This is a genomic window from Caballeronia sp. ATUFL_F1_KS39 (assembly GCF_023630985.1).
Taxonomy (GTDB): Bacteria; Pseudomonadota; Gammaproteobacteria; order Burkholderiales; family Burkholderiaceae; genus Caballeronia; species Caballeronia zhejiangensis.
Window position 1 is genome coordinate 29,409 of record NZ_JALQDZ010000002.1, and the last position, 23,525, is coordinate 52,933.

Below are 23,525 nucleotides of genomic sequence, written 5' to 3' on the forward strand. Positions count from 1 at the left end.
AAGTCAGTTGGTGTAATTGCGCGCGCCGAAAATCGCGGTGCCGATGCGGACCATCGTCGCGCCTTCGAGCACGGCCGCTTCGAGATCGGCGGACATGCCCATCGACAGCGTGTCGAGATCGAGGCCGTCGGCGCGCAGCGCGTTCATCAGTTCGCGCAGGCGCGCGTGCGGTTCGCGTTGCGCGTCGAGTGTTTCGGCGGGTTCGGGAATCGCCATCAGGCCGCGCAGACGCAAGCCCGGCAGGGCGGCGACCGCATGCGCGAGCGCGGCGGCCTCATCCGGTTCGACGCCGCTCTTCGATGCCTCGCCGCTCACGTTCACCTGCACGCATACGTTGAGCGCGGGCGCGCTTGGCGGACGTTGTGCGGAAAGACGTTCGGCGATCTTCAGGCGATCGATGGAATGCACCCAGTCGAACTGCTCGGCGACGACCTTCGTCTTGTTCGATTGCAGCGGCCCGATGAAATGCCATTCGATTTCGCCGCGCAGATCCGCGAGCTCGGCGATCTTCGCGATGCCTTCCTGCACGTAGTTCTCGCCGAACGCGCGCTGGCCGGCTTCGAAGGCGGCGCGCACGTCGTCGGCGGGAAAGGTCTTGGACACGGCGAGCAGCTTGACGGAATCCGCATCGCGCGACGCTTCGTGCGCCGCCTTCGCGATGCGTTGCCGGACTTCTTCGAGATGTTGGGCGATGGACATGCTTGAGGCTCGGGACGGTCGAGCCGCTCATTATACGAAGCGGCCTCAACCGTACAGCAGATGTTCCAGCAGTTGAATCCAGTGCGTGACGGGCGTCGACGTGCCGCTTTGCAGATGCGCGATGCAGCCGACATTCGCCGACACGATCATCTGCGGTTCCAGCTTTTCCAGCCGGTCGAGCTTCTGATTGCGCAGCGTGTACGAGAGCTTCGGCTGCAAGACCGAATACGTGCCCGCCGATCCGCAGCACAGATGGCTGTCCGCAGGCAGGCGCACTTCGAGGCCGAGCGCGGTCAGCAGATGCTCGACGCGTCCGCGAATCTGCTGCCCGTGCTGCAGCGTGCACGGCGGATGAAATGCGACCGTATGCACGCCGCGCCGCCGCGCGAGCGCGACCAGCTCTTCTTCGTACATCGGCAGGATTTCGGCGAGATCGCGCGTGAGATCGACGATCTTTTGCGCCTTCGCCGAGTACGCCGGATCGTTGCGCAGCAGATGCGCGTATTCCTTGACGGTCGCGCCGCAGCCCGACGCGTTCATCACGATCGCCTCGACGCCGTTTTCGACATACGGCCACCATGCGTCGATGTTGTTGCGCACGTCGTCGAGCGCGTCGTCGTTGTAGCCGAGATGCAGGCGGATCGCGCCGCAGCAGCCCGCGCCCGGCGCCGTGACGATCTCGATGCCGAGCGCGTCGAACACGCGCGCCGTCGCGGTGTTGACGTTGGGCATCATCGCCGGCTGGACGCATCCGGCGAGCATCAGCATCTTGCGTTCGTGCTTGTTGGTCGGCGCGGCGAGCGGGCGCTCGGGCAGCGGAATCTTCGCGCGCAGCTTTCGCGGAAGAATGCCGCGGAACTGCTGACCGAGCTTCATCGCGGGCGTGAAGAGCGTGCTGTTCGGCAGGAAGCTTGCGAGCAGACGCCGTTGCAGACGCTGACGCATCGGCCGCTCGACCTTTTCTTCGACGACCTTGCGCCCGATCTCGACGAGCTTGCCGTATTGCACGCCGGACGGACACGTGCTTTCGCAATTGCGGCAGGTGAGGCAGCGGTCCAGATGCAGTTGCGTGCTGCGCGTGACGGGCGCGCCTTCGAACATCTGCTTCATCAGATAGATGCGCCCGCGCGGCCCGTCGAGCTCGTCGCCGAGCAACTGATACGTCGGGCAGGTCGCCGTGCAGAAGCCGCAGTGCACGCACTTGCGCAGAATGGCGTCGGCTTCGTCGCCATCGGCCGTGCCGCGGATGAAATCGGCGAGATTGGTTTGCATCGATGCGCCTAGAAGTCTGGATACAAACGCGCGCGATTGAAGATGCGCGCCGGATCGAACGCAACTTTCAATCCACGGTGAATTTTCATGAGCGGCGCGGGCAGCGGCGTGAAAACGCCTGCATTGCGATCGTAGGCGGAGCCGGCGCGGAAGATCGTCGCGTGGCCGCCCGCCTGTTTCGCGCTGATGCGCACGGTTTGCGGATCGGTGTCGGTGATCCACCAGCGTTGCGCGCCGCCCCATTCCATCAGTTGCGCGCCCGGCAGATGCAGCGGCTCGGCGATCGACGGCAAAGCGAGCCGCCACAGCGCCGAACGCGGTTCGATGACAGCGAAGAACGGATCGGTCTGTTCGCGCATGCCGATCCAGAATCGGTCGGCTTCGACCGCATCGACGACCTCGCCGCCGAGCGTGTTGCGCGCGGTTTTCACGGCGGCTTCGGCGCCCGCGAGACGCAGCGCGAGCGTGCCGTCGCGCCACGCGCTGCCGCAGATCGGCAGCGGATGCCCGCCCCATTCGTTGAGCTTGCGCACGCCGTCTGTCGCGTGCATGTCGAATTTCAGCGTGGCTTCGGCGACGGGGCGCGGCAGCACCTTGATCGACAGTTCGAGAATCAGGCCAAGCGTGCCGAGCGATCCGGCGAGCAGGCGCGACACGTCATAGCCCGCGACATTCTTCACGACTTGCCCGCCGAAGTGCAGCACTTGTCCGTGGCCGTTCATGACGACCGCGCCGAGCACGAAGTCGCGCGGCGCGCCGGTCCATGCGCGTCGCGGGCCCGCAAGCCCCGCGGCGATGCAGCCGCCGAGCGTCGCGTTGCGCCCGAAATGCGGCGGCTCGAACGGCAGCATCTGATTGTGCTCACGCAGCGCGGCTTCGATTTCGGCGAGCGGCGTGCCGCTTCGAGCGGTGATGACGAGCTCCGCCGGATCGTACGCGATGATGCCGCGATACGCCCGCGTGTCGAGGATCTCTCCCTGGAGCGTTTGACCGTACCAGTCCTTCGTGCCGCCGCCGCGAATACGCAGCAGCGTGCCGGTTTCTGTGGCCCGGGCGATCCTCTCCGACCAGCCGGCGACGACGTCGTCCTGTTCCATGGGTGTTCCGCTCTCGAATTCTGGTTTTCTATGGCAGTCCGGTCGATTGTACCGGCCGCTTAACGGCGCCACACGCGGGGAAACGTGGATAGCGGAACGCGTTCTCCCGGCTAGAAGCGCGGCAACTCGGGGTGCGGCAACAGGCCGCCGCGCACGTGCATCTTGCCGTATTCGGCGCAGCGCGCGCGCGTCGGAATGCCCTTGTCGGGGTTGAGCAGACCCGGCGGATCGAACGCGCGCTTCACGGCGAAGAACGCGTCGCGCTCTTCGGGCGAGAATTGCACGCACATCGAATTGATCTTCTCGATGCCGACGCCATGCTCGCCCGTCACCGTGCCGCCGAGTTCGACGCACGCCTCCAGGATGTCGCAGCCGAACGCTTCCGCGCGATGCCACTCGTCGAGATCGTTGCCGTTGAAGAGAATCAGCGGATGCATGTTGCCGTCGCCCGCATGGAACACATTGATGCAACGCAGCGCGTACTTCTTCTCCATCTCTTCGATGCGCGCGAGCAGCGGCCCAATCGCGCGGCGCGGCACGGTGCCGTCCATGCAGTAATAGTCCGGCGAGATGCGGCCCGCCGCCGGAAAGGCGTTCTTGCGGCCCGACCAGAACTTGAGGCGCTCGGCTTCTGAACGCGAGATCTGGATGCGCGATGCGCCGTGTTCGCGCAGCACCGCCGTCATGCGGACGATTTCCTCGGCGACTTCATCGTGCGTGCCGTCGGATTCGCATAGCAGGATCGCGGCGGCGTCGAGATCGTAGCCCGCGTTGACGAATTCCTCGACGGCGCGCGTCGCGGGCTTGTCCATCATTTCGAGTCCGGCCGGGATGATGCCCGCCGCGATGATCGCGGCAACCGCGTTGCCGCCTTTCACGACATCGTCGAAGCTCGCCATGATGACTTGCGCGGTCTGCGGCTTCGGAATCAGCTTGACGGTGATCTCCGTGACGATCGCGAACATGCCTTCACTGCCGATCATCACCGCGAGCAGATCGAGGCCGGGCGCATCGGGGCCGAGCGAGCCGAATTCGATGACATCGCCGTCCATCGTCACCGCGCGCACGCGCAGGACGTTGTGAACCGTGAGCCCGTATTTCAGGCAGTGCACGCCGCCCGAGTTTTCGGAGACGTTGCCGCCGATCGTGCACGCAATCTGCGACGACGGATCGGGCGCGTAGTAGAGGCCGAACGGCGCGGCGGCTTCCGAAATGGCGAGATTGCGGACGCCCGGTTGCACGGTCGCCGTGCGCGCGTACGGATCGACCTCGATGATCTTCCGGAAGCGCGCGAGCGACAGCACGATGCCGTGGCGGATCGGCATCGCGCCGCCGGAGAGGCCGGTGCCCGCGCCGCGCGGAACGATCGGCACGGCGAGACGCGCGCAGATCTGCACGACGCGCTGCACCTGCGCTTCAGTTTCAGGCAGCGCGACGGCGAGCGGCAAACGCCGATACGCGGCGAGGCCGTCGCATTCGTACGCGGCCGTGTCTTCCTCGCGAAAGAGCAGACAGTGCGTCGGCAGCACGGCCATCAGCGCCTGCACGACTTCACGCTGACGCGCGGCGAGCTGATCTTCGGTCAGCGCGGGCGCGTCTTCGTGCGGCAGATTCGGCGACATCTGCTCGGCTTTGAGCTCGTCGGGTGCGTTCACGTCTCCTCCTTGTTCGATGACCGCGCGGTCGGCGCCGCGTCTTCATGCGTGCATCTTGCGCGACTTCGTCAGCCTTCGAAAGCGAAGATTTTCCCCGGATTCATCAGATTCTTCGGATCGAGCGCCTGCTTGATGGCACGCATCGTGTCGACGGCGTCCTCGCCGTGTTCGTCGATCAGAAAGCCCATCTTGTGCAGCCCGACGCCGTGTTCGCCGGTGCAGGTGCCGCCCATCCTCAGCGCGCGTCCGACGATGAGCCGATTGATACGCTCGGCTTCTTCGAGCTCTTCGGGCTTGGCCGGATCGAGCAGCATCGCGACGTGGAAATTGCCGTCGCCCACATGCCCGACGATCGGACTCGGCAAGTACGAGCCTTGCAGGTCCTTCTCCGTTTCCTCGACGCATTCGGCGAGGCGCGAGATCGGCACGCAGACGTCGGTCGTGACGGCGCGGCAGCCGGGCTTCAGTTGCAGCATCGCGAAGTAGGCGGAATGGCGCGCGTTCCAGAGACGGCTGCGATCTTCGGGGCGCGTCGCCCACTCGAAGTCCTCGCCTTTGTTTTCCGCGACGATGTCCTGCACCGTCTGCGCCTGTTCCGCGACGCCGGATTCGGTGCCGTGGAATTCGAAGAACAGCATCGGCGATTCGCGCAGCGTCAGATTCGAATGCTTGTTGATGGCGCGCACGGCGAGCTTGTCGACGAATTCGACGCGCGCGATCGGCACGCCCATCTGAATGGTTTCGATGACGGCGCGCACGGCGTCGCCCATCGACGGAAACGCGCACACGGCCGCCGAAATCGCTTCGGGCTGCGGATAGAGGCGCACGGTGATTTCGGTGATGACGCCGAGCGTGCCTTCCGAGCCGACGAAAAGACGCGTGAGGTCATAGCCCGCCGACGATTTGCGCGCGCGCGTGCCGGTTTTGATGACGCGGCCATCGGCGAGGACGACGGTGAGCGCGAGGACGTTCTCGCGCATCGAGCCGTAGCGCACGGCGTTGGTGCCGGAGGCGCGCGTCGCGGACATGCCGCCGATGCTCGCGTCCGCGCCCGGATCGATCGGAAAGAAGAGGCCGGTGTCTTTGAGCGCTTCGTTCAGTTGCTTGCGCGAGATGCCGGGCTGCACGGTGACGGTGAGGTCTTCGGCGTTGATCGAGACGACCTGGTTCATCTCCGACAAATCGATGGAGACGCCGCCTTGCACCGCGAGGAGATGGCCTTCGAGCGACGAGCCGTTGCCGTAGGGGATGATCGGGACGTCGTGTTCGGCGCAGAGCTTGACGATGGCTTGCACTTCGTCGGTGCTGCGCGCGAAGACGACGGCATCGGGAAGTTGCGGATCGAACGGCGATTCGTCGCGGCCGTGGTGTTCCCGCACCGCTTGCGCAGTGGAGACGCGGTCGGCGAATTGCTGCTTCAGGGCATCGAGAAGCGCGGCGGCGAAGGGGCGTTTCTGAAGCGCCTGATGTTCGGTGGGGTGATTCACGTGCGTGTCTCCGGGCGGTGCGGCTTTGGTTTCTGTTCTGGGCGTGGCTTTCTATCTCATTTTACGCCGTCGAGGAGCCGGTCGGCGCCGCGGGCTTCGCGCGGAGGCGCGTGCCTATAATGGGTCGGGGTTTTTGTCCGCTTTTCAGGAGTCGATGATGGGTCACCGCTTGAGCAAGATCGCCACGCGTACCGGCGATGATGGAACGACGGGTCTTGGCGATGGAAGCCGCGTTTCCAAGGACGATGCGAGGATTGCTGCAATCGGGGATGTGGATGAGTTGAATTCGTGTATCGGCGTCCTTCTGTGTGAGCCGATGCCTTCAGATGTGCGCGATGCTTTAACTCGGATCCAGAACGATTTGTTTGATTTGGGCGGGGAGTTGTCGATTCCGGGGCATTCGATGATTCAGGAATCGCATCTTGCTCAATTAGACGCGTGGCTGGAGGAGTACAACGCGACATTGCCGCCGCTCAAGGAATTTATTTTGCCGGGTGGGTCAAGGGCGGCGGCGCTGGCGCATGTTGCGCGCACTGTCTGCCGTCGGGCAGAGAGGGCTATTGTCGCGTTGGGGCGCATTGAAACTGCTGGGGTTAATGAGGCGCCGCGGAGGTATGTGAATCGGTTGTCGGATTTGATGTTCGTACTGGCGAGGATCTTAAACCGTGCTGACGGTGGCGAGGATGCGTTGTGGCGGCGCTAGGTCTTGAGCATGTACGTACCTCGTTACCAGTTCATCTATCGATTCATGAAGCGGAGCGGGCGAATCAACTGCATGCTGATTTGCGCTTCACCTATGCGGAAATACTTGGCATGTTAGCTTCGCGGGGCAGTGAGCGTTTTTTCAGATTGGCTGGGTCTTGCTCAGTCAAGAAAAATTCTTCGTCCTTGTATCGTTGAAGGCAAATATTAATGTTGCACTCTGCCAAGATTGCCGAAAATCAACTCTCCGGACAGTTGAGTCGCGCATAAAAATCAAACTGTACGAAGATCATGCGATTTATTTAACTAACTTTAAGGCGCGATTGAGGCATCAGATCCCGTTTTGAAAAAGGATCTTTAGGCGAGGTGCGAATTATCTTTTTCCGCACCTCCGCAAGAGTAGAGTTACTAGTTTCCTCCACCCCTCACAACCCGCCGCTGCTTCACCGCTTCCGCCAGTCCTTCAAGCACGCCGACACTCTCATCCCACCCGATACAGGCATCGGTAATACTCTGCCCGTACGTCAACTCGCACCCTTCCTTCAAATCCTGCCGCCCGGCAACGAGATGCGATTCCACCATCACGCCGACGATCCGGTCATCTCCAGCCGCAAGCTGCTTACCAATATCCTCACAAACCGGAACCTGATTTTCATGCTTCTTCGAGCTATTAGCATGACTCGCATCGATCATTAACCGCGCCGCCAACCCCGCCTTCCCGATATCCGAGCAAGCCGCATCCACACTCGCAGCATCATAATTAGGCGCTTTCCCTCCGCGCAAAATGATATGGCAATCCTCATTCCCCGCGGTAGAAACGATCGCCGAATGCCCGCCCTTGGTCACTGAAAGAAAATGATGCGGCTGGGAAGCCGCCTTAATCGCATCGACGGCGATCTTTACATTTCCGTCAGTGCCATTCTTGAACCCAACAGGACAGGACAGCCCCGAAGCCAATTCCCGATGAACCTGCGATTCCGTCGTCCTAGCCCCAATCGCCCCCCACGAAATCAAATCGGCGATGTACTGTGGGCTAATCATGTCGAGGTATTCGGTCCCGGCCGGCAGCCCAAGCTCGTTGACATGCATGAGCAATTCCCGCGCAGCCCTCAATCCATCATTGATCTTGAAGCTGTTATCCATATACGGATCGTTGATGAGCCCCTTCCATCCAACGGTGGTACGCGGCTTTTCGAAGTACACGCGCATCACGATCTCAAGCTCACCCGCAAAGCGACGACGCTGCTCGATCAGCCTCCCCGCGTATTCCATAGCGGCCTTGGGATCATGAATCGAGCAAGGCCCGATGATGACGATCAGCCGGTCATCCATCCCATGAAGAATGCGGTGCATCGACTGCCGCGCGTTATAGATCAGCTCCGAAACCGGCTCGGCGCAAGGGAATTCGCGGATCAGATGCGCGGGCGGGGTCAGCTCTTTCAGTTCACGGATACGAACGTCATCGGTATTGTGCGGGGGCATGTCGGTTCTCCAGCGGCAGCGTGCGAATCAAACTATGAGACGAAAAAAAACCGCCAGACTCGCTGGCGGTTTTTTCGGGAATTCGGTTTGTTCAACCTGTGTACGACTCACCCTCTCGATCCGCCAGCGGTCTGAGATGCCAAAAGAAATAAAAATAAAACTTGGCGGACATGATGGATCGAAAAAGAAACCGGACGTCGGTCGAAAAAAGTTGTGACTGCTTTTATAACCTCAAACGTGCAGCGCTGACAACCCTGCACACGCAAAAACGCGGACAATCCGCATCGAACGAAACGAAGACGCTACGTCCACGCCCGATCGATGCGGAAATCCCGCATGCACGCGGTGGGCGATCAGACCGTGCCGCCGACCGTCATCTTCTCGATACGCAACGTCGGCTGACCGACGCCCACCGGCACGCTCTGTCCTTCCTTGCCGCAGACGCCGACGCCGCTATCCAGCGACATGTCGTTGCCGATCATCGTCACGTACTTGAGCGACTCAGGCCCGCTGCCGATCAGCGTTGCGCCCTTCACCGGATACGTGATCTTGCCGTTCTCGATCATGTACGCCTCGGACGCCGAGAACACGAACTTGCCGTTGGTGATATCGACCTGACCGCCGCCGAAGTTCACCGCATACAGGCCGTTCTTCACCGACGCCAGAATCTCCTGCGGATCCTTGTCGCCGTTGAGCATGTACGTGTTGGTCATGCGCGGCATCGGCAGCGCGGCGTACGATTCGCGGCGCGCGTTGCCCGTCACCGGCATCTTCATCAGGCGCGCGTTCAGCGAATCCTGAATGTAGCCCTTGAGAATGCCGTCTTCGATCAGCGTCGTGCACTGCGTCGGATTGCCTTCGTCGTCGATATTGAGCGAGCCGCGCCGATTCGGCAGCGTGCCGTCATCGACGACGGTGACGCCCTTCGCCGCGACCTGCTCGCCGATGCGTCCCGCGAACGCCGACGAGCCCTTGCGGTTGAAATCGCCCTCCAGGCCGTGTCCGACCGCCTCGTGCAGCAACACGCCGGGCCAGCCCGGCCCGAGCACGACGGTCATCGCGCCGGCCGGAGCAGGGCGCGCTTCGAGATTGACGAGCGCGGCATGCACGGCATCGTCGACGTACTTCTGGAGGATCGCGTCGGTGAAATAGCCGTAGTCGAAACGCCCGCCGCCGCCGCCGGTGCCGATTTCGCGCCGGCCGTTCTGCTCGGCGATCACCGTCACGGAGACGCGCACGAGCGGGCGCACATCCGCCGCGAGCGCGCCGTCGCTGCGCGCGACCAGCACGACATCGTATTCGCCGGCCATGCCGGCCATCACTTGCGTAATGCGCGGATCTTTCGCCCGCGCCATTTGCTCGACGCGTTCCAGCAATTTCACCTTGGCGGTGGCGTCGAGCGAATGCAGCGGATCGGCGGCGAGATAAAGATCGCGGCCCGACACGCCCGTAAGCGTGCTCGCCGGCTTGATCTTGTGCTTGCCGCCGCCCGCCTTGGCGATCGCGCGCGTGGCGATCGCGGCCTGACGGATGGATTCGGGCGAGAGGTCATCGGAATACGCGAACGCGGTGCGCTCGCCCGACACGGCGCGCACGCCGACGCCCTGATCGATGCTGAAACTGCCCGATTTGACGATGCCTTCTTCGAGACTCCACGCTTCGCTGCGCGTGGACTGGAAATAGAGATCCGCGTAATCGACGCGATGCGTGAAGATTTCCGCCAGCGTGCGGGTGATCAGGCCTTCGTCGAGGCCGTAGGGCGTGAGCAAAACGTCCTTCGCCGTGACCAGGTTACGAATGCCGGGTTCGATGATATTCATGCGGTGCCTATTGCGTGTTCTGTGACGAGTTCGATGATATTTGCAGACGATTTGCAGCCTATTCTACGTTCCGATTCGCTCACATCATGTGCGGGGAGAAACCCGCGTCTTCAAGTTCGCGCGTGCTTCAACGGAGCACGCGATGCCGGTAAGCCGGCAAACTCTGTCGCACGGCGGCGATGCGCTTCAGATCGATGCCGCCGATCACGACGCCCGGTCCTTCATCCTCCACATCGACGATTTCGCCCCACGGATCGATCAGCATGCTGTGACCCCACGTGCGCCGTCCGTTCTCGTGATTGCCGCCTTGCGCCGCCGCGAGCACGTAACACTGATTCTCGACGGCGCGCGCCGTGAGCAGCGTCTGCCAGTGCGCGCGGCCGGTCGTGTAAGTGAACGCGGATGGCACGACCATCAGCGCGCAATCGCCGAGCTTTCGATACAACTCCGGAAAGCGCAGGTCGTAGCACACCGACAATCCCACGCGTCCGAACGGCGCGTCGAATGAGCGTACTTCGTTCCCCGGACAGATCGTGCGCGCTTCGTCGAACGATTCCTCGCCCTTTTCGAAATTGAACAGATGAATCTTGTCGTAGCGCGCGACCTGCTGGCCGCGCGGATCGAAGACGAGCGTCGTGTTCATCACGCGATCCGGTTCCGGCGACTGCAACGGCAACGTCCCGCCGATGATCCATACGCCGTGTTCGCGCGCCGCGTCGGAAAGGAACCGCTGGATCGGCCCGTCGCCCGGCGTTTCGCGTATCGCGAGCTTATCGGTGTCCTTGAAACCCATGTAGCAGAAATATTCGGGCAGGAGCACCAGTTGCGCGCCGCTTCGCGCAGCCTGGGCGATAAGCCGTCCGGCGTCCGCGAGATTCCGGTCGCGGTCCGGCGCGCTGACCATCTGCAGCGCGGCGACCTGAAACGGGGCCGCGCTTTCGCTCGATCTTTCGCTCATGTCTTGGGTGCGCTGTCTAAAAAGGGGACGAAAACCGCGCCGCCGAACGCCCGTTTTCAGCGGGCAGCGGCCGGAGCCACGGCGGCGGGGGGTGTTTCGATCTTACCCTGATCGCCAGTGAGCCGCTTAACGACGGGTTTGCTCCACGAGCCGGTGATCGAATAGTCGAGCGCGAACGCTTTCTGAATCGACGCCGACAGCGCGAGATCGGCGGCGAGCGCGCCGAGGCCGAGCAGCGGATTGATGACCGCCGCGCCCAGTGCGACCGCGCCGGCGCCGACGGTCGGAATCACCTTGACGTGGAGGTCTTGCGTCTGCTTCGGCATATCGACGATGCCCTGCATCTGCACGCGCGCCGGCGACGTGACCATCAGGAAGTCGTCCGTGCGGCTGATGCCATCGACGATCGTCGCGTTGCCGGTGATCTTCTCGAACGGCAGGCCCTTGCCGACGACATCCTCGAAATGCAGCGTCAACAGGCTCGCGAGACTGCGCAGGCTGAAGACGCCGAGCCACTTCGCCGAGCCCGGCGCACGCAGAATCTGCCCGTGACGCAGATCGACGGCGACGTTGCCATCGAGCGTGTTCACGTCGACGGCCGTCGGCCCGCCGTTCCACGCCGCGTGACCCGACACGGTTCCGCTGCCCGAACCGACCACGTGCGGCGCGCCGAAACGGTCGATCAACTGGCCGCCGTTCTTCACGTCGAGCTTGAAGTTGAGCGACGTGCGGCGCGGAGTGACGTCATCGGCCTGACTGCGCATCGCGTCCGGTTGCGCGGCGGCCTGCACGACGCCGCCCGGCAGCGTGCGCCACGTCGCGTTCGCGGTGAGCGTCGCGTCGGGGTTCGCGAGTTCGAGTTTGTCGAGCGTCCAGATCGGCTCATCGGCGATGACTTCGTTATGTGCGTCGACTTCGAGCCGGCCGAGGTCGTGGTCGCGGAACACGATCTCGTTCACGATGAGATCGATCGTCGGCATGTTGCGCGGCGGCTTCATCACGAGCTTGCCGGCGGCATCGTGCTCCTTCTTCTCCGGAATCACGATCTTCGCGAAGCGCGCCTGCAACGCGCCGGGGCTTTCCTTCTTCGCGCCGGGCGTCCACGAGACATCGCCCAAAATCTGATTCGACGCGATGTTCGCTTGCCATGTGCGATCGGTCTCGCTTTCACTCGCGGCAATCGCGACGTTCTCCCAGCGCCGGTCGAGCAGATTGAGCGTCGTGAAATGGATGGCGGCGCGCGTTGGGATGAATTGCTTCACGTTCTCGCTCATCGGTGCGCGCGGCGCGTTCGCGTCGGCGGGCGAGTCGGCGGGCGAGTCAGGCATCGCGGCGCTGAGTTCGGCGAAAGTCTTGCGCCAGGCATCGGCATCGAATTCGTTCAGATCGGCGGTCGCGCTCACGCCTTCGGCCGGCAAATCCGCCGGCTTGTTCAGGCCGATCGCGCCGCGCACGACCTTCACGCGCGCGCGCATGTTCATCGGCTCGGCGACGTTCTGCGGATCGATCTTGACCTGAGCCTTGCCGATCTGCTGAAACACGTAATGCGCGGCCACCGGGCCGACGTTCAACTGCGCGTCATGCAGATCCGGCGCGCCGCCCGATGATGGCTGGAAGCTGAAGGTGAGCGGCATCGGCGCGCCTTTCGCCTTGCCGAACGGCGCGGGCAGATCGATGCCGAGTCCGGTCAGATCCGAACTCGCCTGCACGACCGGCAGCGCGTTCTTGACGCCGTGAACGTGCATCTCGTAAGGCGCGGCGCCGTCGATGCGCTTCATGAAAGCCGCGACTTGCGGCGTCATCGGCTTGTTGAGGCGGCCCGCGGCATCCGCGCCGATGCGTCCGTTCACGTCGAACGCATAGCTGCCGTCCGCCTGCACGCCGCCCTTGGCGCGCACATCGCCGCCGAGCAATTGCGCCGAGAGGCCATTGAGCGTGACGGTTTTCGCGGCGAAATCGGCACGGCCGCGCAGATGCGAGAGCGGCGGCAGATTGGCGTACCTGACTTCGTTGTCGGCGAAGGTGAGCGAGCCTTTGTACTCCGGCTTGATCGGCGGCTGCGGCGCGGGCGGCCGATAGCGCGGAATGCCGAGCGTGAGCGCGAGATCCGCGTTGCCTTTTGCGTCGATCTTGCGGGTCGCGTGCTTCGCCATCAGGCCGAGCGAGCTGTCGTCGACGTACTTCAGCATGTCGGCGAGCGGGCCGCGCGCCTTGCCGTCGATCCACAGCTTGGTTTCGCGATTGCCCGTATCGTCGATGCGCCCGACGACCTTCGAGACCTTCACGCCACGATAATGCCCGCGGCCGATATCGAAGCCGAGCTTGTTCTGCGCGAGCGTGAACGTCCCGTCGATACCCTCGAACGCCGGCCAGAAGTTCGGCAGGCCGTTGGCCATCTTGCGCGGCGGGAAGGGCGTGGGATCGAACTTGCCACCGGTGAACGGCGCCTCGATGCGGAAGATGCCCGCATCGGGAAATTTCGCGTACGGAAAGCGCGTGAGATCGCCGTGCACTTCGATCGTCCCGTTCTTCGCGACGCCCGCCTGCAGCGCATGGCCGAGATAGACGCGCACGCGCTCGTTGAGGCTCGTCGGCAGATAGCGCACGAGACTCGTCACTTTCAGATGCGAGACCTTCGCCTTCAGATCGAGATTGCCGCGCCCGTGGCCCTGATTCCAGTAGTCCGCGGTGGCCTCGCCTTCGGCATCCGCGTTCTTCACGCGCAGCGTCTCCAGATGCAGCGTGAACGCGCGGCGCAGTTCGCCGGGCGCGATCGCATCGGCGACGGTCCAGCGCGCGCGGCCTTGCAGCGAATCGAAGACGAGGCGCGGATCGTCGAACGCGCCGGGAACGGTGACGGCGACGTTCTTCGTGTCGATCGTGATGTGGCCGCCTTTCTCGTTCGCGTCGACGCTGCCCCACAGATTCTCGACGCCCGGAATGCCGGCGCGCGGATGGTTGTTGATCGTGAGCCCGGGCGGCGGCTCCTGCGCCTGCACGCTCAGGCCGTTGAGATCGCCCTTGAACGCGTAGTGCAGAAGCGGCGCGTCGCCCTTCTTGCGCTGCTGCTGCGCTTCTTCCTCGGTCTTCGGCGCGGCGCGCTCGGTGTAGATCGTGTAATCGGACACCTGGCCGCGCGGATTGAAGCGCACGAGCTCGTTGAGGATCTTCGCCGGCAGCGGCAGTGCGCGCGCGAATTCCGCGAGGATGCCGATATCGACGCTATCGCCCGTCAGCCGCAGCAATTGCCCCTTGCCGACCGAAGGCAGCCGGTACGTGGCCGTCAGCGCGCGCGACACGAGCAGACGCGCGACCGGCGTGCCGTCGTCGAGCGGCAACTGGCCGAACTCCGCGTGCAGGTCGCGCAGATCGAGCGTGTACGCGTTGTCGCTTTTGTCGATGTTCCAGTTGAAGCTGGCGATCGGAAGATCGAGGCGCGGCTGCGTCGGGCGCGTGCGCAGCGCGACGTTCGCGCCGGTCAGGTCGCCGGTCGCGTTCTGCAATTGGCCGCCCGCGAAGTTCAGCCAGATCTGGTTGTTGATGCGGCCGCTGTACATCTGGAACGGCAGCTTCACGTAGCGCGCGAGCGTCGGCAGATCGACGGGACCGGTCGAAACGTAGAGACGGCCGGTCCAGTTCGCGGGCGCGCCCATCGCCGAGAAGGGTTGATGACGGAAGTCCGCGCGGAAATCGAGCGGGCCGTGCAGCACGTCGCCATCGGCGGGCGCCTTGAGCGCAAGCCGATGACGCGCGCCGTCGTTGACGATCGCGAGGTGCAGGCGCTTGAACGCGATCTCGGGCGCGGCGCGCTGCGCGTCGCGCCAGCGCAGCGTGCCATCGCGCAGAAGAATGCGGTCCTGGCCGAGCAGCCAGGTCGTGAATGCGTTCGAACCGGTGCGATGCGTGGGAATCGGCACGCCCGCGACAGTAACCGCGCCATCGGCGTTGCGCGCGATGATGACATCGGGTCCGTCGACGGTCAGATCGGCGAGCTTGGGCCGCAGATGCAGCAGCGATCCCCACGCGATGCTCGCGCTCGCGTGCGGCACGGCGAGGCCCGGCGAGCCATCGGCGGCGTCGATGCGCAGGTTGTCAATATCGATCGTCGGCGAGAGCCCGGACCATCGCGCGGAAATCCTGCCGATGCGCAACTGGGCGTGAATCTGCGATGAGACGAGTTGCTCGATCCGCGGCCGGAACGAATCGACCTGCGGCATGACGATATAGCGCAGGCCGACATACACGCCCGCCACCGCGAAATACGCGATGGCCGCAATGACGAGAAGGAATTTGAAGACGCGCGCAAGCACGCGCTCGGCGTTGCCGCTGGGCCTGGCTTGTCCAACTTCGGTCGGGTCGACGGATCGTCTGCTGTCGGACATGCTGCTGCTGTTCGGCGATATGGTAGTTTTGCGTGTTTGACGCTGAAATGTAACACGGGCATTGCGGCGACGGCCGCTGCCTGCGCACTCGTGGAGGCTCGCTGAGCCGCGCCCGGCAAGACTTGCGGCGCGGTGTTATACCGCGATGCCTTTCCGGAAGCAATGAGCGAACCTAACCTTTCATGACCGACGCAACTCTTCTCAGTTCCGATTATTCCAACTATGCGGCGCGCGCGTACTCGGCGCGTCCCGAACTGGCGTCGAATGTCGCGCAATGGGCGCAGACGCGCATCACGCGTGGGTGGATCGAAGCGCGGCTGGACGCGCACTGCACGCCTTGCACCGAAAGCGGCGTGCTCGATGAAGCCGCGCTCAAGACCGCGTTGCGCCGCTTGCGGACCGAAGTCTTCTGCACGGTGATGGAGCGCGATCTCGCGGGCACCGCCGATGTCGCCGAAGTCACCGGCGCGATGACCGATCTCGCCGAAGTCACGGTGCAGCGCGCGCTGGCGGTGCTGTCGGCCGATCTCGAAGCGCTCTTCGGCGAGCCGCGCGGACCGGACGGCGAGCGGCTCACGCTCGGCGTCGTCGGCATGGGCAAGCTGGGCGGGCGCGAGCTGAACGCATCGTCGGATATCGATCTGATCTTCGTCTACGAAGAGGACGGCGAAACCTCGGGCGGCACGCGCTCGGCGCTCCCGACGCAGGAATTCTTCACACGGCTCGGCCGGCGGCTGATCGGCGCGCTCGCGGAAATGACGCAAGACGGCTACGTCTTTCGCGTCGACATGCGGCTGCGTCCCAACGGCGACTCCGGCCCGCTCGTGTGCAGTCTCGGCATGCTCGAAGAGTATTTCTACGTGCAGGGCCGCGAATGGGAGCGCTACGCGTGGATCAAGGGCCGGCTCATCTCGGAGACGAAGAGCGATTCGGCGAAGCGTCTCGCGAAGCAGCTCGAAGCCATCGCGACGCCCTTCATCTACCGGCGCTATCTCGATTACGGCGTGATCGCCGCGATCCGCTCGCTGCATCAGCAGATTCGGCAGGAAGCGCGGCGGCGCGCGTCGATGCGCCCCGACAAGGCCGACGACATCAAGCTCGGGCGCGGCGGCATTCGTGAGATCGAATTCAGCGCGCAAGTATTTCAGTTGATTCGCGGCGGACAGGCAGCGGATTTCCGCATTCGTCCGACGTTCGCGGTGCTCGAACGCGCCGCTGCGCATGGCCTGCTCGCGCCACAGGTGTGCAAGGCGCTGTCCGACGCTTATCTCTTTTTGCGCACGGTCGAGCACCGGCTGCAATACCGCAACGATGCACAGACGCACGCGATGCCCGTCGCCGACGACGAGCGCGCGTTGCTCGCGAAATCGCTCGGCTTCGCGGACTACGCCGCGCTGATGGAAACGCTCGACGCGCATCGCGAGCTCGTCGAGCAGCAGTTCGACGCGATCTTCGCCGACAAGGTGAGCGGGCAGGGCGGCTGCGGCGTCGCGGAGGATTCGGTGGCGTCGTGGATCTGGAGCGGCGCGCTCGCCGACGATTCCGCGCAGGAAGAGCTCGCCGCGCGCCTCATGGAACTCGGCTTCGCGGACCCGGCGCCGGTGCTCGCACGTCTGACGGGCGTGTGGAATTCGGCGCGTTACGCCGGCTTGCCGTCGCAGAGCCGCGAACGCTTCGATATCGTCGCGCAACGCTCGATAGAAGCCGTGCAGTCGATCGATGCGCCGCGCCGCGCCGACACCATCATGCGGCTTTTCGATCTGCTCGAAGCGACGGCCAAGCGCGGCGCGTATCTCGCGCTGCTGACCGAATATCCGGCGGCGCTCGCGCGCGTGCTCTCGGTGCTGTCGGGGTCGCGCTGGGCGGCGGGCTATCTGATCCGCCATCCGCAATTGCTCGATGAATTGCTCGACGACGAAGCCATCGCCAGCCCGTTCGACTGGGCCGCGTTCAAACGCTCGCTGATTGCACGGCTCGATGCCGCCGAGGACGCGGAACATCAAATGGATCTGCTGCGTCACGCGCATCAGGCCGAAGTATTTCGCATTCTGCTGATCGATCTCGCCGGGCATCTGAGCGTCGAGCACGTGAGCGACCGTCTCTCCGAACTCGCCGACGCCGTGCTCGACGTCACCGTGCAGACCGTGTGGAAGCAGTTCCCGAAGCGGCATCGCGAGACGCCGCGCTTTGCGGTCATCGCGTACGGAAAGCTCGGCGGCAAGGAACTGGGCTACGCGTCGGACCTCGACCTCATCTTTCTGTACGACGATCCCGACGACGCGGCCTCCGACATCTACGCGATGTTCACGCGCCGCCTCATTACGTGGCTCACGTCGGCGACGGGCGCGGGCACGCTCTTCGACGTCGACTTGCGTCTGCGGCCGAATGGCGAATCGGGCCTGCTCGTGACCGACCTCGCATCGTTTCGCCGCTATCAGATTCGCGAGGGCGACGCGGCGAACACGGCGTGGGTCTGGGAGCATCAGGCGCTTTCGCGCGCACGCTACAGCGCGGGCGATGCCGAAATCGGCGCGGAGTTCGAGCAGATTCGCGCCGACGTGCTCGTCATGGAACGCGACGCGGCCGCGCTCGCGCGCGAGATCGTGTCGATGCGCCAGCGCGTCGCCGATGGCCATCCGAATCGCAGCGACCTTTTCGATCTGAAGCACGATCGCGGCGGCATGGTCGATATCGAGTTCATCGTTCAGTACTGGGTGTTGCTGCACGCGCGCGAGCATCGCGAGTTTCTGCGCAACGCGGGGAATATCACGCTGTTGAAGATCGCCGCGAAAAGCGGATTGATCGCCGAAGCAGAAGCCGATGCGATCGGCGCGGCGTATCGCCAGTACCGCAAGCTGCAGCACACGCTGCGGCTCGACGGTATGGAAAAGGCGCGCGTCGATCCGGCCACGGTTCAGACCGAACGCGACGCGGTGACGGCGCTGTGGGACCGTGTGTTCGCAGTGGCGTCGGCGGGCTGACGCGGATGCTTAAGCCGCCAGCATTTCCTTCGCGTGCTTGCGGGTGGTCGCGGTGATTTCGAGACCGCCGAGCATGCGCGCGACTTCTTCCACGCGTTTTGCGCGATCGAGTTGCTTTACCGTGCTCACCGTGCCGCCCGCATCGTCCGACGATTTCGCGACCTGGAAATGCTGATCGCCACGCGCGGCCACTTGCGGCAAGTGCGTGACGCACAGCACCTGACGGTCGCGGCCGAGCTGATGCAACAGACGCCCGACCACTTCCGCGACGCCGCCGCCGATGCCCGTGTCCACTTCGTCGAAGATGAGCGTGGGCGTCGGACTCGCCGTGCTCGCGATGACGGCGAGCGCAAGACTGATGCGCGCCAGTTCGCCGCCCGACGCGACTTTCGCGAGCGGCCGCAGCGCGACGCCCGCGTGTCCCGCGACGCGGAATTCGATCTGCTCCAGCCCGTTCGCGCCGCCTTCGGCGAGCGGCACGAGCGCGACCTCGAAGCTGCCGCCTGCCATCGACAGCTCCTGCATGCCTTCCGTGACCGCTTTCGACAGATTTTTCGCGGCCTTCGCGCGCGCCTTGGACAGCACCTTGGCTTGCGCGAGATATTCGCTCTTCGCTTTCTCGGCGGCGGCGTTGAGCGCATCGAGATCGGCGGCGGCATCGAGTTCGGCGAGCTGGCGGCGGCGCGCGTCGTGTTCTTCCGGCAGCGTTTCGGGTTGAAGGCGGAACTTGCGCGCGGTCGAGTGCAGTTGCTCCATGCGTCTTTCGACTTGCGCGAGCCGGTCAGGATCGAGCTCCAGCCGCTGCGCGTAGTGCGATAGCGAATACGACGCTTCCTGCAACTGGATTTCCGCCGGTTCGAGCGACGCGAGCACGTCGTTCAACGCGGGATCGATATCGGCCAGGCCGCGCAGCTTCGAGATGATGGCGCCGAGCTGCGAGATCATCGCTTCGTCGGATTCGGAGAGCGCGCCGAGCGCACCCTGCACGCCGTCGATGAGACTCGCCGAATGCGACAGCCGATGATGCTCCGCGCTCACTTCTTCCCATTCGCCGGGCTGCGGCGCGAGCTTGTCGAACTCGCTCAGTTGCCACGCGAGACGCTCGCGTTCCAGTTGCAGCTCGCGGTCGCGATTCTGGGCGGTCTCGACGGCTTGCTGCGCGTCGCGCATCGCTCGCCACGCACGATTCACCGCGCCGGCCGTGTCGAGCAACTGCGCGTGCGTGTCGAAGAGTTCGCGTTGCGCGTCCGGTCGCATCAACAATTGATGCGCGTGCTGGCCGTGGATATCGACGAGCATTTCGCCGACTTCGCGCAACTGCGCGAGCGTCGCGGGCGTGCCGTTGATGAACGCTCGCGAGCGGCCGCCCGAATCGATCACCCGCCGCAGCATGACCGAATCGGCGTCCTGCGTGAGCGCGTGTTCGTCCAGCCAGCGCACGACGAGCGGATGCGTCGAAAATTCGGCGGTGATGTCGGCGCGCGCCTGACCGGCGCGCACGACGCTCGCGTCGCCGCGCGCGCCGAGCGTGAGCGCGAGGGCGTCGATGAGGATCGACTTGCCCGCGCCGGTTTCACCCGAAAAGACCGTGAAGCCTGGATCGAAATCGATATCCAGCGTGGCGACGATGACGAAATCTCGAATGGAAAGATGACGGAGCATGGACGCTTCGGGGAAGGAAGTTCTGGCAGATCAGAGAGCGGACGAATCCTGCGACGGATGCTCGTTCCAGTGCAGCTTCTTGCGCAGCGTGGCGTACGTGCTGTAGCCGACCGGATGCAGCACCGGCACCGTATGCTTCGAGCGCCGCACTTCAATCGCGTCGTTCAGTTCGACGGCGGTGAACGACTGCATGTCGAAGTTCACGTTGACGTCGCGACCGCCGATGATCTGAATGGTCACTTTCGAATCGTCGGGCAGCACGATCGGCCGGTTCGACAGCGAATGCGGCGCGATCGGCACGAGCACGAAGCCCTGCAATTGCGGATGCAGGATCGGCCCCGCCGACGACAGCGCGTAGGCGGTCGAGCCGGTCGGCGTCGCGACGATCAGTCCGTCGGAACGCTGGTTGTACATGAAGTGGCCGTCCACCGACACGCGCAGCTCCGCCATGCCGGAGAAGCCGCTGCGATTCACCACGACGTCGTTGAACGCGAGCGCGTGGTAGATCGGCTTGTCGTTGCGCACGATGCGCGCTTCGAGCAGGCTGCGCTCCTCGCGCTCGAACTGGCCGGCGAGCATTTGCGGGACGATTTCCTGCATCGCCTTGAGCGGAATGTCGGTGATGAAGCCGAGCCGGCCATGATTCACGCCGATGAGCGGTGTTTTATACGGCGCGAGCTGCCGTCCGATGCCAAGCATCGTGCCGTCGCCGCCGAGCACGATTGCAACGTCCGCGCGCGCGCCCATCTCCGCGATGGAGAGCGCCGGGAACTCCGTCACGCCGACGTCCTTCGCGGTGCCCGCCTCGAAGACGACCTCGAAGCCCTGGCTTCTGAGGAGATCGGCGAGCGATCTCAGCGGCGCCTCGATGCCCGGCGTGTTGGTGCGCCCCACGAGGGCGACGGTCTTGAATTGGCCAATTTCCATGCCGGCATTACACCATAGTCAGAGAGCGAAAAGAACCGTGGGCGATGGCCGCCGGGCGCGCCGCGACGAGACCGTGCGGCATGACGCGGGCAGGCTCGCCGTTTGTCGCTAGAATGGAGCGGACGTTGAATGCCGACCACCCGGCGCGGCTCGCCGCTATCCGACACGTTGAGCTAAAATTTCCCCATGCTAGACCCACGTGCACAAACCCTCCTCAAAACGTTGATCGAGCGCTACATCGCCGAAGGTCAGCCGGTCGGTTCGCGCACGTTATCACGTCATTCCGGCCTCGAACTGAGCCCCGCGACCATCCGCAACGTCATGTCGGATCTCGAAGACCTCGGGCTGGTCGCGAGCCCGCATACGTCGGCGGGACGCATTCCCACGCCGCGCGGCTACCGGCTCTTCGTCGACACGATGCTGACTGTAGAAGCACCGCAAGACGAGGCCATGACCACCGCGGTCAAGACTCGCCTGCAAGGCGAGGAGCCGCAGAAGATCGTCGCGGCGGCGGCGAGCGTGCTGTCCAATCTGTCTTCGTTCGCGGGCGTCGTGCTCACGCCGCGCCGGAGCCACATGTTCAAGCAGATCGAGTTCATGCGGCTGTCGGACAAGCGCATTCTGCTCATCATCGTGACGCCCGAAGGCGACGTGCAGAACCGCATGATGGCCACGCAACGCGACTATTCGCCTTCGCAACTCGTAGAAGCCTCCAATTACATCAACGCGCATTTCGCGGGCCTGTCCTTCGACGAAGTACGCCGCCGTTTGCGCGAGGAAATCGACCAGTTGCGCGGCGACATGACCGCGCTCATGCAGGCGGCCGTGGTCGCGAGCACCGCCGAGACGGACCCCACTGACACCGTGCTGATTTCCGGCGAGCGCAACCTGCTCGAAGTGGCGGACCTTTCGTCCGACATGGCGCGGCTGCGCAAGCTTTTCGATTTGTTCGACCAAAAGACGAGCCTCCTGCAATTGCTGGATGTATCGAGTCACGCGCAAGGCGTGCAGATTTTCATCGGCGGAGAAAGCAATCTCGTGCCGATCGAGGAAATGAGCGTCGTGACGGCGCCATACGAGGTCAACGGGAAGATCGTCGGCACGCTCGGCGTGATCGGCCCGACGCGCATGGCGTACAACCGCGTGATTCCGATCGTCGATATCACCGCGCGTTTGCTGTCGATGTCGCTCAGTCATCAGTGACGCCATCTTGGCGCGCCGCGAAAGAGCGCGCCACTAGGCCGTTCGGCCAATGATGCGTCCGGAAACGCGCCGCTATAATGGTCCTCAACTTTTCCGACGACCATCTTCAGGCTCGCTTCCCTTATGCGTTTCGACCTCGAGTTGCCCTCGCAGCCCAGCGCTTCGCATCGCGTCGCGGTGCTGCTGATCAATCTCGGCACGCCGGACGCGCCCACGCCGCGGGCGGTGCGCAAGTATCTGGCGCAATTCCTGTCCGATCCGCGCGTCGTCGAAATTCCGTCATTCGTGTGGCAATTCATTCTGCGCGGCCTGATCCTGCCGTTTCGCGGGCGCGCATCGGCGAAGAAGTACGCGCAAGTGTGGATGCCCGAAGGCTCGCCGCTGCGCGTGCATACGGAAAAGCAGGTCGACGGCTTGCGGCGGCTCTTCGCGGCGAACGACTATCACGTCATCGTCGACTATGCGATGCGCTACGGCACGCCGGGCATCGGCGCGATGCTCAATCAGCTGAAGCTCGAAGGCGCCGACCGCATTCTCCTGTTGCCGATGTATCCGCAATACTCGTCGTCCACGACGGCCACCGCGTTCGACGACGCGTTCGCCGCGCTCAAGCGCGTGCGCAATCAGCCGGAAATCCGCACGATCCGCCATTACGCCGATCATCCGGCGTATATCGCGGCGCTCGCGGAGCAGGTGCGCGACTATTGGCGGCATCACGGCCAGCCGGATTTCGCCGCGGGCGACAAGCTTGTGCTGAGCTTCCACGGCGTGCCGAAGCGCACGATGGATCTCGGCGATCCGTATCACGACCAGTGCCAGCTGACCGGTTCGTTGCTCATGGCCGCGCTCGGGCTTACGCCGGTCGAATGCCGCGTGACGTTCCAGTCGCGCTTTGGGCGGGCGGAGTGGCTTCAGCCGTACACCGCGCCGACGGTCGCGGAGCTCGGCGCGGGCGGCGTTTCTCGTGTGGACGTGTTCTGTCCCGGCTTCACGGCGGATTGTCTCGAGACGATCGAGGAAATCGGCATCGAGGTGCGCGACGAATTTCTGAAGGCGGGCGGCAAGCATTTTCACCGGATTGCCTGCCTGAACTCAGCGCCCGCGTGGATCAAGGCACTGGGCGAGATCGCCGCGCAACATCTTCAGGGATGGCCCGTGCAGACTGTGCAGCCGCTCACCGCAGTGGCCTGAGCGCGGC

Annotated in this window: 15 protein-coding genes; 4 read left to right on the forward strand and 11 right to left on the reverse strand. The window is 64.1% G+C overall.

Annotated features, from left to right (window positions below; genetic code table 11):
- Positions 1-3 precede the first annotated feature (3 nt).
- The 5 genes from NCR93_RS02235 to NCR93_RS02255 form a co-directional block, all read right to left on the reverse strand.
- Positions 4-699, reverse strand: a complete 696-nt coding sequence (locus tag NCR93_RS02235) for a YggS family pyridoxal phosphate-dependent enzyme (RefSeq protein ID WP_034470643.1) — start codon at positions 697-699, stop codon at positions 4-6.
- A gap of 45 nt (positions 700-744) precedes the next feature.
- Positions 745-1,971, reverse strand: a complete 1,227-nt coding sequence (glcF, locus tag NCR93_RS02240; RefSeq protein WP_008351491.1) for a glycolate oxidase subunit GlcF — start codon at positions 1,969-1,971, stop codon at positions 745-747.
- Positions 1,972-1,979: 8 nt separating this feature from the next.
- On the reverse strand, positions 1,980-3,068 hold the full coding sequence (gene glcE / locus NCR93_RS02245) for a glycolate oxidase subunit GlcE (RefSeq protein WP_008351489.1): 1,089 nt from the start codon (positions 3,066-3,068) through the stop codon (positions 1,980-1,982).
- 110 nt (positions 3,069-3,178) lie between these two features.
- Positions 3,179-4,690, reverse strand: coding sequence for an FAD-linked oxidase C-terminal domain-containing protein (locus tag NCR93_RS02250; RefSeq protein ID WP_033536577.1), 1,512 nt, complete (start codon positions 4,688-4,690; stop codon positions 3,179-3,181).
- Between the two features lie 101 nt (positions 4,691-4,791).
- Positions 4,792-6,210: an FAD-binding oxidoreductase gene (locus NCR93_RS02255; protein ID WP_250532157.1), complete on the reverse strand. Its 1,419-nt coding sequence runs from the start codon at positions 6,208-6,210 to the stop codon at positions 4,792-4,794.
- Positions 6,211-6,367: 157 nt separating this feature from the next.
- On the opposite strand from NCR93_RS02255, the gene NCR93_RS02260 reads away from it, so the two are divergent.
- Complete coding sequence (locus NCR93_RS02260; RefSeq protein ID WP_008351484.1) at positions 6,368-6,913, forward strand: cob(I)yrinic acid a,c-diamide adenosyltransferase; 546 nt, start codon at positions 6,368-6,370, stop codon at positions 6,911-6,913.
- Positions 6,914-7,320: 407 nt separating this feature from the next.
- Here the strand turns inward: NCR93_RS02260 and aroG are convergent, their stop codons facing one another.
- The 4 genes from aroG to NCR93_RS02280 form a co-directional block, all read right to left on the reverse strand.
- A complete protein-coding gene (gene aroG / locus NCR93_RS02265; RefSeq protein ID WP_250532158.1) occupies positions 7,321-8,394 on the reverse strand; it encodes a 3-deoxy-7-phosphoheptulonate synthase AroG in 1,074 nt (357 codons plus the stop codon).
- Positions 8,395-8,747: 353 nt separating this feature from the next.
- Complete coding sequence (gene tldD, locus NCR93_RS02270; protein ID WP_008351481.1) at positions 8,748-10,214, reverse strand: metalloprotease TldD; 1,467 nt, start codon at positions 10,212-10,214, stop codon at positions 8,748-8,750.
- A 127-nt stretch (positions 10,215-10,341) separates the two neighbouring features.
- A complete protein-coding gene (locus NCR93_RS02275) occupies positions 10,342-11,172 on the reverse strand; it encodes a carbon-nitrogen hydrolase family protein (protein ID WP_250532159.1) in 831 nt (276 codons plus the stop codon).
- A 56-nt stretch (positions 11,173-11,228) separates the two neighbouring features.
- Positions 11,229-15,554 carry a YhdP family phospholipid transporter gene (locus tag NCR93_RS02280; RefSeq protein WP_250532160.1) on the reverse strand — a complete coding sequence of 1,442 codons (4,326 nt, stop codon included), beginning with the start codon at positions 15,552-15,554 and terminating at the stop codon, positions 11,229-11,231.
- 182 nt (positions 15,555-15,736) lie between these two features.
- Between NCR93_RS02280 and glnE the strand changes: the two genes are divergently transcribed.
- On the forward strand, positions 15,737-18,535 hold the full coding sequence (gene glnE / locus NCR93_RS02285) for a bifunctional [glutamate--ammonia ligase]-adenylyl-L-tyrosine phosphorylase/[glutamate--ammonia-ligase] adenylyltransferase (RefSeq protein ID WP_250532161.1): 2,799 nt from the start codon (positions 15,737-15,739) through the stop codon (positions 18,533-18,535).
- Between the two features lie 9 nt (positions 18,536-18,544).
- Here glnE and recN read toward each other — a convergent pair whose 3' ends face one another.
- A complete protein-coding gene (gene recN, locus NCR93_RS02290; protein WP_250532162.1) occupies positions 18,545-20,197 on the reverse strand; it encodes a DNA repair protein RecN in 1,653 nt (550 codons plus the stop codon).
- Between the two features lie 30 nt (positions 20,198-20,227).
- Positions 20,228-21,124, reverse strand: a complete 897-nt coding sequence (locus tag NCR93_RS02295; RefSeq protein ID WP_008351476.1) for an NAD kinase — start codon at positions 21,122-21,124, stop codon at positions 20,228-20,230.
- 186 nt (positions 21,125-21,310) lie between these two features.
- Between NCR93_RS02295 and hrcA the strand changes: the two genes are divergently transcribed.
- Together hrcA and hemH are read left to right on the forward strand one after the other, a co-directional pair.
- The gene (gene hrcA, locus NCR93_RS02300; protein ID WP_008351475.1) at positions 21,311-22,327 is read left to right on the forward strand and encodes a heat-inducible transcriptional repressor HrcA; all 1,017 of its coding nucleotides are present in this window, start codon (positions 21,311-21,313) and stop codon (positions 22,325-22,327) included.
- A gap of 123 nt (positions 22,328-22,450) precedes the next feature.
- Positions 22,451-23,518, forward strand: coding sequence for a ferrochelatase (hemH, locus tag NCR93_RS02305; RefSeq protein ID WP_250433715.1), 1,068 nt, complete (start codon positions 22,451-22,453; stop codon positions 23,516-23,518).
- Positions 23,519-23,525: the final 7 nt, after the last annotated feature.